Here is a 15482-nt window from a genome sequence, read left to right on the forward strand (position 1 = left end):
TTTGTCTTTATTGTGATAAAATTTATACTGTTGTGTTGAGATAAGCCCTTGTGGATTACATATATATGAAAAACGTCGAAAAAAGATGAATACGGAGGTATGACGATTGAACAGCAAGATGATGAAACAGCTTATGGTCTCTATCCTTGCATTGGCATTGATTGTTACAGCATTTACACCAATGTCCAAAGCAAAAGCTGCTGAAGATCCATTCAGTGTGAATGCGAAAGCAGCGATCCTTATTGAAGCTTCTACAGGTAAAATTCTTTATAGTAAAAACGCAGATCAAAGACTGCCTATTGCAAGTATGGCAAAAATGATGACAGAGTATCTATTACTAGAGGCAATTGCTGAAGGAAAAGTGAAATGGGATCAAAAGTATACGCCAGATGATTATGTATACGAAATTTCTCAGGACCGCAGCTTATCCAATGTTCCTTTGAGAAAAGATGGTTCGTATACAGTAAAAGAACTTTATCAAGCAACGGCTATTTATTCGGCAAATGCAGCAGCGATTGGTTTAGCAGAAGTGATCGCTGGATCAGAATCGAAGTTTGTTGAAAAAATGAACGCAAAAGCAAAAGAACTTGGTTTAACAAACTACAAATTTGTGAATGCAACTGGTCTGGAAAATAAAGACTTACATGGCCAACAGCCAAAAGGTACAGGTCCTGATGAAGAAAGTGAAGTATCTGCAAAAGATATGGCTTTGCTTGCACAGCATCTCATCAAAGACCATCCAGAAATTCTTGAAACAGCAAGTATTGCGAAAACAAAGTTCAGAGAAGGCACTGACGATGAAATGGACATGCCTAACTGGAACTTCATGCTTAAAGGACTTGTGAAGGAATATAAAGGTGTAGACGGGCTGAAAACAGGATCTACAGATTCAGCCGGTTCTAGCTTCACAGGTACAGCAAAACAAGGTGACATGCGTGTCATCGCAGTTATCTTGAATGCAAAAGGTAATCTTCATACAGCACGTTTCGACGTGGCAAAAAAACTATTCGACTATGCGTTTAAAAACTTCACGATGAAAGAAATGTACAAAAAAGGTCAACAAATTAAAGGACATGAAAACATCGAAGTGGATAAAGGCAAAGATAAAGAAGTACCTGTTGTGACGAAAGAAGCATTTTCTGTGCCAGTAAAAAATGGTGACGAAAAGAGCTATAAAGCAAAAGTAAATATCGAGAAAAAGAAACTAGAAGCGCCTATTAAAAAAGGAACGAAGGTTGGCATGCTGACGACTTCTTATTCTGGTGATGAGAAGGACTACGGTTATTTAAATAAAGACCAATCAGGTGTTGAGCTTGTGACGAAAACAAGCGATGAAAAAGCAAACTGGTTCATCCTTGCAATGCGTGGTGTAGGTGGATTCTTCGCTGGCATTTGGGGCGGAATCGTTGACACAGTAAAAGGCTGGTTCTAATAAAAAACTGCTCTCTATACACGAGAGCAGTTTTTTTATCGTTAAAAGAAGAGCGATTGCTTCTGATTTTGAGGAGTGGACAAGGCTTGCTGAAAAATACCACATAACTTTTCCACGCCCTCGGCCAGTGCTTTTTCATTCACATAAGAAAAGCTGAGGCGGATATAATTCTGTTTCGGCTCTCCAGGATAGCAGACAGAGCCAGGTAGAAAAGTAATTTGCTGCTTACGGGCCTCATGTAACAGTGCTCGTGTATCGACCCAGGAAGGAAAGCTGAGCCATAAATTGAGACCGCCCTGTGGAATTTGCCACGTTACATCTTTCGGTGCGTGCTTCGTTAACACATCCATCATCAAATCGCGTCTCACCTTCAAGGCGGTTCTTAGCTTCTTCGTATGATCAATCATTTTCTTCGATGTCAGAAACGGCAATATAGCCTTTTGTGTGAGGAGAGGGCTGCCTAAGTCATTATTGGCCTTTGCAGCTAATAAGCGGTTAAATATTGAGCCTGATGCGGTGATAATCCCTATTCTGCATCCTGGAGCCAGTGTTTTACTTAATCCTCGTAAATAAATGACGTGTCCATCATGGTCCAAGCTTTTAATAGGTGCTGGCGGCTTCTTTTCAAAATAAAGCTCACGATAAGGGTCATCTTCTACAATGAGACAATCAATGCTTTGAGCCAGTAAGAGAAGCTGTTTTCTACGCTTCATCGACATACTGGCTCCTGTTGGACTGTGGAAAGTAGGAATCGTATAGATCAGCTTCGGTTTATATTTATCACAAATGCTTTGAAGCTGCTTCATGTTCATTCCTTCATGATCGACAGGGACGGTAATGATTCTTGCTCCTCTGCCCATAAAGACATCAATGGCCCCAGGATAGGTCGGTGCTTCCATGACAACCACATCATCCGGACCAATAAACGTACGTGCCACCAAATCAAGCCCTTGCTGAGAACCACTTGTTACAAGGATATTTTCAGGGGTAGACGGCACATCCAACTTTTCTAAAAAGGACTGAATGACTTGTCGCAGCTGAAGATCACCTTGTATTTCACCATACTTCGACATGATTTGAGGATGTCTGGCTAGCACATGCTGCATTTCTTTTTCTAAATACCGGTTTGGCAAAAGACCTGGATCGATCATAGAGGAAGAAAGGTTAATGGCTTCTTCGACATAGTGATACTGGGCGAATTGAGACCGTGGTAAATAATCTGGAATCGATAACTGCCAATCGAAAGAAGTAGATGATGGAACCGGGGTTTCTGCCTGCTCTTGCTGCTCATCCACAAAAGTTCCTTTACCTTGCACTGTCGTTAAATATCCATCGTCCTTTAATCGGGTATATGCCTTAGCTGCCGTGACAAGACTCACATTGAGCTGCTTAGCTAAATCACGGACAGTTGGCAGCTTTTCTCCTTGCTGAAGCAAACCCGATTGAATGTGATCGATGATTGAAAAGTAAATTTGATTTGAAAGAGATGTATCAGAGTGTCGATGGATATCAATATGCATGAAATTCCTCCATAGAATGCAAAATTGTTATACATGAATTTTAATTGTTATAGTTGCATTATAGCATGTAAATCACACTTGAAAGAGAAAATGACATGTTTTTAGCTAAAAATCCTTTATATACAAGGGTTTATTCTTTTTTATCCGCTGGTTGAATTGTTATACTATTCTCTTTATTGTTATACTTCCTCGCTTGTATGATAAAGATGTTGAATGAATCGAATAGACAAATGGGAGGAAACTATTGTGAGCAATAAGGGAACTGAACGAGTGAAACGTGGAATGGCAGAAATGCAAAAGGGCGGCGTCATTATGGATGTCGTCAATGCGGAGCAGGCAAAAATTGCAGAAGAAGCAGGTGCGGTGGCAGTCATGGCACTAGAACGAGTACCAGCTGATATCCGTGCAGCAGGCGGTGTTGCCCGTATGGCAGACCCAAGAATCGTAGAGGAAGTACAAAATGCAGTAACGATTCCAGTCATGGCAAAAGCACGTATCGGCCACATCGTCGAGGCTCGTGTTCTTGAAGCACTTGGTGTTGATTATATCGATGAGAGTGAAGTGCTGACGCCCGCAGATGAGGAATTCCATTTAAATAAAAATGAATACACAGTACCTTTTGTCTGTGGATGCCGCGATTTAGGTGAGGCAACCCGCCGTATCGCAGAAGGCGCTTCTATGCTTCGTACAAAAGGAGAACCTGGGACAGGCAACATCGTAGAAGCTGTGCGTCATATGAGAAAGGTCAATGCTCAGATTCGTAAAGTATCGGCTATGAGTGAAGATGAACTGATGACAGAAGCCAAGAATCTTGGCGCGCCTTATGAATTATTGCTGCAAATCAAAAGAGATGGCAAGCTGCCAGTTGTGAACTTTGCAGCAGGAGGCGTTGCGACACCAGCAGATGCTGCATTAATGATGCAGCTTGGAGCAGACGGTGTATTTGTCGGATCTGGTATTTTCAAATCAGACAATCCCGCTAAATTTGCAAAAGCGATTGTTGAAGCAACGACTCATTACACTGATTACCGTCTCATTGCAGAACTTTCAAAAGAGCTTGGAACAGCTATGAAAGGAATTGAAATTTCAAATCTACTACCAGAAGAACGTATGCAAGAGCGTGGCTGGTAATTAAGGGAGCGCAAACGAACATGCTGACAATTGGTGTACTTGGGCTTCAAGGAGCGGTGAGAGAGCATATTCAATCGATTGAAGCCTGCGGCGCAGAAGGAAAGATCATCAAACGTGTAGAAGAGCTAGAATCCGTTGACGGTTTGATTATCCCTGGTGGAGAAAGTACGACGATGAGGAGACTTATGGATACGTATCAATTCATTGAACCGATCAAAGCGTTCGCTGCTAAAGGGAAACCGATTTTCGGGACATGTGCCGGTTTGATTATGCTGGCTAAGCATATCGAAGATCGAGAAGATGCTCATCTTGGCCTGTTAAATGTATCTGTTGCACGGAACTCTTTTGGCAGACAGGTAGACAGTTTTGAAGCAGATTTAAAAGTAAAAGGACTGGATGCGCCGTTTACAGGGGTATTCATCCGTGCGCCTCATATCATCAGCGCAGATAATGACGTAGAAATCATGGCTGAATATGATGGCAGGATTGTGATGGCGAAAGAAAACAATATCTTAGGCTGCTCTTTTCATCCAGAGCTGACAGACGATCACCGGTTAACACAGCTGTTTGTAGACATGGTGAAGTCCTACAAAACGAAGCTTGCTGTATAAAACGGTTGAAAAGAGATAAAACTTATAGTACATTAAAATCACAATCAAAGATCGAAAAAGCGTTGACGGGAAATAGTAAGAAGCCCCTCTTTCTCAGAGAGCCGATGGTTGGTGAGAATCGGTGAAAGATGCATTCTGAATCCATCCTTGAGCGAAATGCTGAAACACGAGAAGTAAGCATTTACGGTGATACCGTTACAGAGGAAAGAGGAAAGCGTGCTTCTGCATGTTTTCAATCAGGGTGGCAACGCGAGAGCTCTCGTCCCTTTCATGGGATGAGGGCTCTTTTTATTTTTCGATAAAAAAAGGAGTGTTACACATGCTTGATATTAAACAACTGCGCACGGACTTTGATCAAATCAAAGAAAAATTAGCACACCGAGGCGAAGATTTAGCGGATTTTGATAAGTTTGGTGAGCTAGATCAAAAAAGAAGAGAATTAATCGGGAAAACAGAAGAATTAAAGAGCCGAAGAAATGAAGTATCACAGCAAGTGGCCGTTCTAAAAAGAGAAAAGAAAGACGCCGATCACATTATTCAAGAAATGCGTGAGGTAGGAGATGAGATCAAGAAGCTGGATGATGAGCTAAGAACAGTAGAAGAAAGCCTGCAGCACATCCTGTTCTCAATTCCAAATATCCCTCATGACTCTGTACCAGTTGGTGAAACAGAAGACGACAACGTGGAAGTGAGAAAATGGGGCGAACAGCCAGCCTTCTCATTTGAGCCAAAACCACATTGGGACGTAGCTGATGAGCTAAAAATCCTTGATTTTGAACGTGCAGGAAAAGTGACAGGAAGCCGTTTCGTTTTTTATAAAGGGCTTGGTGCCCGCTTAGAGCGCGCATTGTATAACTTTATGCTCGATTTACATGTGGATGAGTTTGGTTTTACTGAAGTGCTTCCACCTTATATGGTCAACAGAGCAAGCATGACAGGAACTGGTCAGCTTCCAAAATTCGAAGAGGATGCCTTTAAAATACGTGAAGAAGATTACTTCCTCATTCCAACAGCTGAAGTGCCAATTACGAACATGCATCGTGACGAAATTCTCGAAGGTGAACAGCTGCCAATCAACTATGCAGCATTCAGTGCTTGCTTTAGATCAGAAGCTGGATCTGCTGGAAGAGATACACGTGGACTCATCCGTCAGCATCAATTTAACAAGGTAGAGCTTGTGAAATTTGTCAGACCAGAAGATTCTTATGAAGAATTAGAGAAACTAACAAATCAAGCAGAAAAAGTTCTTCAGCTATTGAACCTGCCATACCGTGTCATGAGCATGTGTACGGGAGATTTAGGATTCACAGCTGCGAAGAAATACGATATCGAAGTGTGGATTCCGAGCCAGAATACGTACCGTGAAATTTCTTCTTGCAGTAACTTCGAAGCATTCCAGGCAAGACGTGCAAACATTCGTTTCCGTCCAGAACCTAAAGCGAAGCCAGAACATGTCCACACATTAAATGGATCTGGATTAGCGGTAGGAAGAACCGTAGCGGCTATTTTAGAAAACTATCAACAAGAGGACGGCACAGTGATCATTCCTGAAGTACTGCGTCCTTATATGGGAAATAAAGAAGTGATGAAATAAGATGCCGTCAAGGCATCTTTTTCTTTTTACCAAAAGTCCTACAGTTTTCCTGAATTTAGCCGATAAAAAAATTAAAAGCTTCTAGGAAAGAAGGAATAACCTTGAATAGGCTTGACTATTATGTTGAAATGGCTCATTTACTTAGAAAGGTACTAGATGAAAGTATTCTTTTCGGCATCACAGATACAGAGAAGATACTTTGTTATTACCCGTCTAACACAATAGATTTTGGTATGAAAGTTGGAGACCCATTGAACCCAGAAGACCAAAATGTGGCGACGACATTAAGAGGACAAGAATATGACGGTCATTTACCAGAGCATTTATATGGTTATGAAATTGCTGTAAAAGGTTACCCGATTTTTGATGAAGATAGAAAAGTAATTGGCTCTTTTTTAGTGGCATTTTCACATCATCGTGAAAAGAAATTAAGCGGTTATATGGAGCAAATCAATAAAGTAGCGAAAGAACTCCAAGGTGGAATTGAGCAAATTGCTGCACATTCTCAAGAGCTGGCTGCCACAAGTTTAGAAATAAGCGAACAGGCAGGAAGAGCGGAAGAGAAATCTGCGAATATTGAAGAAGTCGTCAAAACCATTGGCGGGATCGCTAGACAAACAAATCTGCTCGGTTTAAACGCTGCAATTGAAGCCGCAAGAGCAGGCGAGAACGGAAAAGGGTTTGCTGTCGTTGCTGATGAAGTTCGCAAATTATCAGATGGCTCGAAGGAAGCGGCTGAAACCATAAATACATTTTTAAAAGAAATCCAAGACAGCATTGGCACTTTGTCTGAAAACATCTCACAAATCAGCAGTTCAACAAATGAACAAGCCAAACAAGTGACAGACTTTACGAAGATTATCGAGTCATTAAATGAGTTTAAAGTAGAGATGAATCAGTTTATTGAAGAAATTAGACAGGATACGAAATAGATCAAGAGCAGCCGTCAATGGCTGCTTCAGCGTGTAGACAAACCCTCGCATTCGTTGTCAGGTCTGCGCTTCGGTGCTCACGAATGTCAAATTCGCTCCGCTCCGGTGCTCGCCCTTCCTAGACTGCAAAGGTTTTCTATCACGCTGAAAAGAAGACAAAGGGCTAAAATCAAAATCATTTTAGCCCTTTGTCAACAATCTGGAGCAGCCATCAATGGCTGCTTTTTTATAGGCAAATATCATGTCGAAATCACATATTGAAATTTTTTTCGAAAAGATGTTGACTTCAAATAAAATGATATGGTATATTAATTCTTGTCGATACGGAGGAATACCCAAGTCCGGCTGAAGGGATCGGTCTTGAAAACCGACAGGGGTGTCAAAGCCCGCGGGGGTTCGAATCCCTCTTCCTCCGCCATATTGATTTTTTACCTTAGTTGAATTGAACGCAAGCATAAAAATTGGAAATTGTCAAACCGCTGCATTTCGCGAATGCAGCGGTTTTTTTTATTTTGTTTTAGAGCGATTTTTTTGAATAACAGAAGCTATTTCATGAAGAATGGGATCAAGTGAGCTTTCATCATGAAGTAAGTCGTAATCTTCAATATTAATTTTAATCACTGGGCATAAATCAAATTGTTCGATCCATTCCGTGTATCGAGTGTACATTTCTTCCCAATAAGCCCGGTCAGTTTGAGTTTCCATCTCTCTGCCGCGTTCCTCAATACGATGTAAAATATGATCTAAATCCCCGTGTAGATAGATGAGGACATCAGGGTGAGGGAAGTAAGGTGTCATCACCATCGCCTCAAATAGGCTTGTATACGTTTCATAATCAACCTCAGACATCGTACCTTTGTCCGCATGCATTTTTGCAAAAATGCCAGTATCCTCATAAATGGAACGATCTTGTACATATCCTCCGCCAGATTCAAAAATCCGCTTTTGCTCCTTAAAACGCTCAGCTAAGAAATAGACCTGTAAGTGGAAGCTCCATCTTTGGAAATCTGAATAAAAAGGCTCTAAATATGGGTTATCATCTACTTTTTCAAGAGAGGTTTGAAACCCTAGCTTGTCCGCTATTGTTTTGGTCATAGTTGATTTGCCGACACCAACAGTCCCGGCAATTGTGATGACTGCGTCCTTTGGTATTTCGATATTGTTCATAGCACTTGCTCCTTTATGTTCTGTACAATTTGCTGGTAATCTTGCTGTGAGGAAACGAAGTCTGTATGATCTCCTTCAATTGTAATGATAGGAAGCCCTGGCTCAGTCTGTTTTAAATGTTCAATAGCCAGCTCGTAATCTTCAATGAGTGTTTTTAAATAAGCTGGGTCAATGTCTTCTTCAAAAGAGCGTCCTCTCATCTGTATTCTTTCAAGTAAGGTGGGAAGGCTGGCTTTTATATAGATCATGGCATTTGGTTTAGGAAGATCGTCTGTTAGCAGGTGATAGATCTTTCTGTATTTATCCATGTGCTTTTTTGATAATGTTCTTTCTGCAAATATCATATTTTTATAGACGTGATAATCAGTGACAACTGGCTGCTGTTTATTCACATAGTTTTCTTCAATTGATTCTAACTGTTTGAACCGATTGCATAAAAAGAACATCTCAAGCTGAAAGCTCCATTGTTCCATATCTTCATAAAATTTATCTAAGAATGGATTTTCTTCTACAATCTCTTTTACTAAAGGAAATTGAAATTCCTTCGCAAGCATTGTAGCCAAAGTTGTTTTTCCGGCTCCAATCGGGCCTTCCACTGCAATAAAAGGGGCAGGATACATAGGCGTTCTCCTCTATCTATAAAGTTAAAGTTGTCAAACCAATGTATATTGTACCATACCCCTTCTAATAGATAGAGTGAATGGATTACGATGTCGTTCTTTTTTCAATATTAAATTGATCTAATAATAAGAGCCAATTTTGTGGGAAAGATAGACCTAATTTCCAATAAGCAATGCCGTTCAAATTTAGCTCTTTGATGAGGTTGAACTTTGCTTGAATTGATCTAGCGTCTTCGAACCAGACCTCATGCTCTTTGTTGTTGGCATCTGTATAACGAAAATGGGGTGCTTGTGCTGTTTCGTCGTATAAGATAGAGACATTGTGCTCTCTAGCAAGTGCAATTGCTTGTTGAGGACTGACGGCTTTGGCTATGGGACCGCCCTGGACGAAAGGAAGTGTCCAATCATAGCCGTATAAATTCTGCCCCATTACAATTTTATTGGCAGGTATGACAGTTAGTGTATATTCAATGACTTGGCGGACAGGTCCAATTGGAGAGACAGCTTGTGGAGGGCCGCCGCTGTACCCCCATTCATAGGTCATCAATACAACGTGATCGACGATCTTACCGATCGCTTCATAGTCATGGGCTTCATACCATTTGCCCTTTTGCTGACTACTTGTTTTTGGTGCAAGTGCAACAGATATTGTCCATCCTTCTTGATGGAAACGGGCTGTTGCTTCTCTTAAAAATTGAATATAAGCGTCTTTATCAGCAGGGCGTAAATATTCAAAATCAAAATGGATTTCCTTGAATTGATACTTTTTGGCAACACGAACAATTTCATTTAAAAATGCCGTTTTGACAGATTGGTTAGTTAAAAGAATACGCCCAAGTTCATCACTGAATTTTTCATTCTCTAGATTTGTCACCACCATGGTTAATACAGTTCTGTTCTGAGCGGCAATCTGGGGTAGTTGGTCTAACGGTGGTTCTCGCAGTGTCCCATCTCTTTGTGCTTGAAAACTAAAGACGTCTAAATGGGTTAAGTATGGGGAGGCCTCTCTAGCTGCCTGCTTTAAGTTTTCACTGACTTGATTTCCCCGTGGTTCAATATAAGCATTGGAATTAATGTTCCTTTTCGGTCTTTGTGGAATATAGAGCAAGAAACGAACAGGCAGTATCGCTTCAGGCCGAATTCTGTTCACGCGTGCCAATTCTTCCACTGAGATTTGAAACCGTCTACCAATTTGATATAGTGTGTCATTTTGTTTGACCTCATAAAATTGACCTCTAATTGGAATGACAATTGTTTGTCCAATGACGAGTTGATTTGGTGTTTCGATTTCGTTAGTACGGATGATTTCATTGACTGTCGTTTTAAAACGCATAGCAATGTCGTTTAAAGTATCTCCTCTTTTGACAACATAAATTTGAATAGTCAACGCCCCCTTTGTTATTGCTAACAATTTATGAGGGTTATGGCTAAATCATGTTTGATTTTCATTCGTGATTTCCTTAGCGGTAGTGATTTTGGCTAGAAGAACGTTCTCCATCATTGTTAAAGCGTAGTCGTTATCTCTGTCGTCGTTTGAAGCGATACAATCTTTAGGTACAATTAGATTGTATTCTCGCATGTATGCGTCATTTGCAGTGAACAAAACGCAAATGTTTCCGGCAATTCCAGTTAGAATAATGTCCTCAACACCTAATTCATTTAAGAGTGTCTCTAGTGCAGTACCGTAGAAGGCAGAATGCTTAGGTTTAATTAAGAAGTAATTATCTTTAGATGGTGTCATTTTCTCTAAAATAGGAGCGCTTCTTTCGTTTTTGCATGTTTCCAGAACAGCTTGGATATCAGCCTTCCAAAGTCCGTAGTGATCGTTGATATAAATGATTGGCCAATTTTCCTTGAAAGCATGTTGTTTAAGAGCTAAAATTTTATTGGTCATTTGCTCTGTTTTTTCTGCAAGCACATGTCCCATTTCAAAATCAAAATCATTAATCATGTCGATAATAAGCAGCGCCTTTTGGTGCTTTGACAAAATAAGACCCCCTTTAAAAGATTGTGATAATATGTTAACCTCAATTTCCTTTTAAAAAACATGAAAAGAGAGCCGTGCTATGACGAAAGATGAACAGTTTATGCAAGAAGCCATTTCTGAAGCCTTAAAAGCAGAACAAATAGGGGAAGTGCCGATTGGTGCGATCATTGTTGTTGATGATCAAATTGTGAGCCGGGCTCATAATTTAAGGGAAAGTGAGCAGCGTTCGATTGCACATGCAGAATTACTTGCTATTGATGAAGCATGTAAAGCGACAGGGAGCTGGCGTTTAGAAGATGCTGTGCTTTACGTTACGCTTGAGCCATGCCCAATGTGTGCGGGTGCTATTGTTCTCTCTAGAGTGAAAAAGGTCGTTTTTGGTGCATACGATCCAAAAGGTGGATGCGCAGGTACTTTAATGAATCTACTGGATGATGAACGGTTCAATCATCAGTCTGAGGTCATCGGTGGTGTACTTGAAAATGAGTGTGGTGAGCTGTTAAGTCAGTTCTTCCGAAATCTCCGTCAGCGAAAGAAACAAGCCAAAAGTAAATGAATGGATGCCGTTTGCAATTTGAGCTATAAGAAGGTATACTTATTTCTGCGTCACTAACAATTTAATATTCATTTTGCCGTGCTAAGCGGGGAGGTAGCGGTGCCCTGTACTCGCAATCCGCTCTAGCGAGGCCGAATCCCTTCTCGAGGTTCGTTTACTTCAAGGTCTGCCTTAAATAAGTGGTGTTGACGTCTGGGTCCTGCGCAATGGGAATTCATGAACCATGTCAGGTCCGGAAGGAAGCAGCATTAAGTGAAACCTCTCATGTGCCGCAGGGTTGCCTGGGCCGAGCTAACTGTTTAAGTAACGCTTGGGGTAGCGAATCGACAGAAGGTGCACGGTAAATCAATATTAAATGTAACTCATCTAGTTTAACTAGGTGAGTTTTTTGTTGCTGTTCAAAGAATAGCTGAATTGCTTTGGTTATACAAATAGATAAAAAGTCTTTTTGGTTCCATTTGTTTGTTTCACTAATCGCAATAAGAACTGGTGTTCTTTTTGGGGTTTCGGGTCTTTTTACAAAGCTAGAAAATACGTTTTTAATGCATGGAAAGTAGAAAATCTATAGTTGAAATCATCTTTTTGGCATATTAGAAAATAAAGGTGTGCTTTTGAATTGATCGGTGCATCATGTATAATGAAAAAGATGATAAATGGAGGAGGGCGTATTTGTGAGTTATCAAGCTTTATATCGAGTGTTCAGACCTCAAGTTTTTGAGGATGTTGTTGGACAAGAACACATCACAAAAACGTTGCAAAATGCCCTTTTGCAGAAAAAGTTTTCTCATGCTTACTTATTTTCAGGTCCTAGAGGAACAGGTAAAACAAGTGCTGCCAAAATCTTTGCTAAGGCAGTGAACTGTGAAAAGTCACCTGTTAGTGAGCCGTGTAATGCATGTGATGCCTGTAAAGGGATTACAAACGGTTCAATTTCAGATGTGATTGAAATAGATGCTGCCTCGAATAACGGGGTAGATGAAATCCGTGATATACGTGATAAAGTGAAATTTGCTCCTTCGGCGGTTACGTATAAGGTTTATATTATAGATGAAGTACATATGCTCTCTATCGGTGCATTTAATGCCCTCCTTAAAACGCTGGAAGAACCGCCTGCTCATTGTATCTTTATTTTGGCTACCACAGAGCCCCATAAGATTCCTCTTACCATCATATCTCGTTGTCAGCGATTTGATTTCAAACGAATCACGACTAAAGATATTGTTGGAAGAATGGAGAAAATTGTAGATGCAGAAGGCCTTAACGTACAGGAGGGTTCGCTCGAGATTATTGCTAGTGCAGCTGATGGCGGTATGCGTGATGCACTAAGTCTCTTGGATCAAGCGATTTCATTTAGTGGTGAACAATTGACAATTGATGATGCGCTGCTCATTACAGGTGCTGTATCTCAGCATTTCATTAGTCAGCTTGCTGAAGCAATTTTTGATCAAAATATTGCGACAGCGTTAGATACATTAAATGGGTTGCTCCAGCAGGGGAAAGATGCTGCTAAATTAATAGAGGATATGATTTTTTACTTTAGAGATATGCTGCTTTATAAAACGGCACCAGATCTCGAGGGGGTCCTTGAAAAGGTAAAGGTCGACGAAAGTTTCGTGGCGCTGTCAGATCGTGTGACACCTCAATTTCTGTATGAAACCATTGAAGTCCTGAATAAAAGCCACCAAGAAATGAAATGGACAAATCATCCAAGGATTTTCTTTGAGGTAGCTGTTGTAAAGCTGTGTCAGTCAACAGCAGGATTGACACAAGGTCATGCTGACGCTGATTTAACGGCGCTAACAGATAAAATAAACAGGCTGGAACAGGAACTATCAAGGCTAAGAGCCGAAGGTGTACCAATGTCTCCATCTCATAGTCCTCAAGAAAAAAGGGAAGCGCCTCGACCACAAACAAGTAACAAAAATGGCTATCGTGCTCCTGTCGGCCGAATTCATGAGATTCTAAAAGAAGCGAAACGGCCTGAGTTAGAAAAAATTAAAGGCAAATGGGGAGAGCTCCTTGCCCAGTTGAAACAGCAGAATAAGGTGTCTCACGCTGCGTTATTAACGGACAGTGAGCCAGTTGCGGCTGCTTCGCATGCCTTTGTTTTAAAATTCAAATTTGAAATACATTGTAAAATGGTTGCTGAAGATAAAAGTGGTGTTCGGACCAATCTTGAACAACTGCTAGAGTCTATGTTAGGAAAAAGAGTGGAATTAGTTGGCGTTCCTGACGCTCAATGGGGTAAAATAAGAGAAGAATTTTTAAGAGATCATCAGCCGGATGAACAAGCAGATGGTCAGGAAACTTCTTCTGAAGAGGATCCATTGATTGCGGAAGCAAAGAAATTAGTAGGAACCGATTTAATTGAAATTAAAGATTAATAAAAATGAAAGAGAGTGGTGTTCATATGCGCGGTGGAATGGGAAATATGCAAAAAATGATGAAACAAATGCAAAAAATGCAAAAGGATATGGCGAAGGCTCAAGAAGAGCTTGCAGAAAAAGTCCTTGAAGGTACAGCTGGTGGCGGTATGGTCACTGTAAAAGTAAATGGACAAAAAGAAGTCGTTGATGTAGCAATTAATGAAGAAGTTGTTGATCCAGAAGATATCGATATGCTTCAAGATCTTGTACTTGCTGCGACAAACGATGCATTGAAAAAAGTCGATGAGCTAACGAATGAAACGATGGGTCAATTCACAAAAGGAATGAACATGCCAGGTTTATTCTAGGAGGAATAACTGAAGATGCAATATCCTGAACCAATATCAAAGCTGATTGACAGCTTTATGAAATTGCCAGGAATCGGACCGAAAACTGCGGTCCGTCTGGCTTTTTTTGTTCTTAGTATGCAAGAAGATGTCGTACTAGATTTTGCGAAGGCGCTTGTAAATGCAAAGCGTAATTTAACTTATTGTTCGGTATGCGGTCATATCACAGACCAAGATCCTTGCTATATTTGTGAAGATACAAGAAGAGATCAATCTGTTATCTGTGTAGTGCAGGATCCAAAAGATGTAATCGCAATGGAAAAAATGAAAGAATACAACGGCTTATATCATGTGCTTCATGGTGCCATTTCGCCAATGGACGGAATTGGCCCAGAGGATATTAAAATTCCTGACCTATTAAAAAGATTGCAAGACGATCAAGTGACAGAGGTGATCCTTGCAACCAATCCAAACATTGAAGGAGAAGCAACAGCCATGTATATCTCCAGATTGTTAAAACCATCAGGAATTAAACTCTCTCGCATTGCTCACGGACTTCCAGTAGGCGGGGATTTAGAGTATGCGGATGAAGTTACACTGTCTAAGGCTCTAGAAGGCAGACGTGAGATGTAGGAAGGAGAAGTACGGTACATGGGTTTTCTTCGCAGAAAATCAATTCGAAAAGAATTCGATGAGAAATTAATTCAAGAGCTTTTTAAGCAAAAGGAAGAATGGAACAGACAAAAAAAGCTTGTCGCAAATAGCGTTGAGCCTTCACCGGACATTCTATTCGAATTAAAGCTTGCTCAAGCGAAGTACTTTTTCTATCTGAGAGAAGCGAAAAAGAGGAATTTACGTTTAAACAACTGGAAATAGCAGGTCTATTATACATAGTCCTCTCATATGCTTGTACTATTCATATGAAGAGGAGATGAGAGGATTATGGAACCTGTTATTGTGATCGGGTCAATTTTGCTAGCTGTGCTATTGTTGTTTATGTCAGGTGTGCAGGCGAATCCATTCAAATGGTTAGGGCTTATCGGAGTGAAGTTTGTAGCAGGCGCTCTTTTTTTATTTTGCCTCAACTTATTTGGCGAGAGTCTAGGATTACATGTCTCTATTAACCCTGTAACGAGTGGAATTAGTGGTTTATTGGGTATTCCGGGCGTAGCAGCTTTAATCGTCATTGAAAAGTTTATTATTTAATGAAAAATATTAT

Annotated in this window: 16 protein-coding genes, 1 tRNA gene, 1 other RNA gene and 1 other annotated feature; of the genes, 13 read left to right on the top strand and 5 right to left on the bottom strand. The window is 40.6% G+C overall.

Translation table 11 applies throughout. The annotated features are described in order from the left end of the window. The first annotated feature begins 106 nt into the window (after positions 1-106). Positions 107-1432 carry a D-alanyl-D-alanine carboxypeptidase family protein gene (locus MHB69_RS00075; RefSeq protein WP_065214475.1) on the top strand — a complete coding sequence of 442 codons (1326 nt, stop codon included), beginning with the start codon at positions 107-109 and terminating at the stop codon, positions 1430-1432. Positions 1433-1473: 41 nt separating this feature from the next. On the opposite strand, the gene MHB69_RS00080 is transcribed toward MHB69_RS00075, so the two are convergent. Further along, complete coding sequence (locus MHB69_RS00080; protein WP_342495879.1) at positions 1474-2952, bottom strand: PLP-dependent aminotransferase family protein; 1479 nt, start codon at positions 2950-2952, stop codon at positions 1474-1476. Between the two features lie 246 nt (positions 2953-3198). Between MHB69_RS00080 and pdxS the strand changes: the two genes are divergently transcribed. The 5 genes from pdxS to MHB69_RS00105 all read left to right on the top strand — a co-directional run bounded on the left by pdxS (position 3199) and on the right by MHB69_RS00105 (position 7638). Then, positions 3199-4083: a pyridoxal 5'-phosphate synthase lyase subunit PdxS gene (gene pdxS / locus MHB69_RS00085; protein ID WP_039175840.1), complete on the top strand. Its 885-nt coding sequence runs from the start codon at positions 3199-3201 to the stop codon at positions 4081-4083. Between the two features lie 20 nt (positions 4084-4103). Continuing rightward, entirely contained in the window at positions 4104-4694 is a 591-nt protein-coding gene (gene pdxT / locus MHB69_RS00090) for a pyridoxal 5'-phosphate synthase glutaminase subunit PdxT (protein ID WP_025092700.1), read from the top strand. Positions 4695-4747: 53 nt separating this feature from the next. Continuing rightward, positions 4748-4964 (top strand) — a binding site (T-box leader). A 49-nt stretch (positions 4965-5013) separates the two neighbouring features. Continuing rightward, complete coding sequence (gene serS / locus MHB69_RS00095) at positions 5014-6288, top strand: serine--tRNA ligase (protein ID WP_024426746.1); 1275 nt, start codon at positions 5014-5016, stop codon at positions 6286-6288. Positions 6289-6389: 101 nt separating this feature from the next. After that, positions 6390-7220: a methyl-accepting chemotaxis protein gene (locus MHB69_RS00100; protein ID WP_024425758.1), complete on the top strand. Its 831-nt coding sequence runs from the start codon at positions 6390-6392 to the stop codon at positions 7218-7220. Between the two features lie 325 nt (positions 7221-7545). Next, a tRNA-Ser gene (locus tag MHB69_RS00105) sits at positions 7546-7638 on the top strand. Between the two features lie 89 nt (positions 7639-7727). On the opposite strand, the gene MHB69_RS00110 is transcribed toward MHB69_RS00105, so the two are convergent. From MHB69_RS00110 to MHB69_RS00125, 4 genes are all read right to left on the bottom strand, one after another. Further along, positions 7728-8387 (bottom strand): deoxynucleoside kinase, encoded by a 660-nt coding sequence (locus MHB69_RS00110; protein ID WP_003218104.1) that lies wholly within the window; start codon positions 8385-8387, stop codon positions 7728-7730. After that, a complete protein-coding gene (locus MHB69_RS00115; protein WP_024425759.1) occupies positions 8384-9007 on the bottom strand; it encodes a deoxynucleoside kinase in 624 nt (207 codons plus the stop codon). The genes MHB69_RS00110 and MHB69_RS00115 overlap by 4 nt, the downstream gene beginning before the upstream one ends. 85 nt (positions 9008-9092) lie before the next feature. After that, the gene (locus tag MHB69_RS00120; RefSeq protein ID WP_342495880.1) at positions 9093-10394 is read right to left on the bottom strand and encodes a glycoside hydrolase family 18 protein; all 1302 of its coding nucleotides are present in this window, start codon (positions 10392-10394) and stop codon (positions 9093-9095) included. Between the two features lie 45 nt (positions 10395-10439). After that, positions 10440-10994, bottom strand: a complete 555-nt coding sequence (locus MHB69_RS00125; protein WP_034284265.1) for an isochorismatase family cysteine hydrolase — start codon at positions 10992-10994, stop codon at positions 10440-10442. A gap of 79 nt (positions 10995-11073) precedes the next feature. On the opposite strand from MHB69_RS00125, the gene tadA reads away from it, so the two are divergent. The 7 genes from tadA to MHB69_RS00160 all read left to right on the top strand — a co-directional run bounded on the left by tadA (position 11074) and on the right by MHB69_RS00160 (position 15469). After that, positions 11074-11550: a tRNA adenosine(34) deaminase TadA gene (tadA, locus tag MHB69_RS00130; protein WP_034284264.1), complete on the top strand. Its 477-nt coding sequence runs from the start codon at positions 11074-11076 to the stop codon at positions 11548-11550. Positions 11551-11626: 76 nt separating this feature from the next. After that, positions 11627-11891, top strand: an RNA gene (gene ffs / locus MHB69_RS00135) — signal recognition particle sRNA large type. A gap of 330 nt (positions 11892-12221) precedes the next feature. Further along, entirely contained in the window at positions 12222-13934 is a 1713-nt protein-coding gene (dnaX, locus tag MHB69_RS00140) for a DNA polymerase III subunit gamma/tau (RefSeq protein ID WP_342495881.1), read from the top strand. Between the two features lie 26 nt (positions 13935-13960). Next, complete coding sequence (locus MHB69_RS00145) at positions 13961-14284, top strand: YbaB/EbfC family nucleoid-associated protein (protein WP_008342011.1); 324 nt, start codon at positions 13961-13963, stop codon at positions 14282-14284. A gap of 15 nt (positions 14285-14299) precedes the next feature. Next, complete coding sequence (recR, locus tag MHB69_RS00150; protein WP_003218094.1) at positions 14300-14896, top strand: recombination protein RecR; 597 nt, start codon at positions 14300-14302, stop codon at positions 14894-14896. A gap of 18 nt (positions 14897-14914) precedes the next feature. Continuing rightward, entirely contained in the window at positions 14915-15139 is a 225-nt protein-coding gene (locus tag MHB69_RS00155; RefSeq protein WP_034284262.1) for a YaaL family protein, read from the top strand. A gap of 66 nt (positions 15140-15205) precedes the next feature. After that, on the top strand, positions 15206-15469 hold the full coding sequence (locus MHB69_RS00160; protein ID WP_034284261.1) for a pro-sigmaK processing inhibitor BofA family protein: 264 nt from the start codon (positions 15206-15208) through the stop codon (positions 15467-15469). Positions 15470-15482: the final 13 nt, after the last annotated feature.

The organism is Bacillus sp. FSL K6-0994 (assembly GCF_038630815.1).
Taxonomy (GTDB): Bacteria; Bacillota; Bacilli; order Bacillales; family Bacillaceae; genus Bacillus; species Bacillus safensis.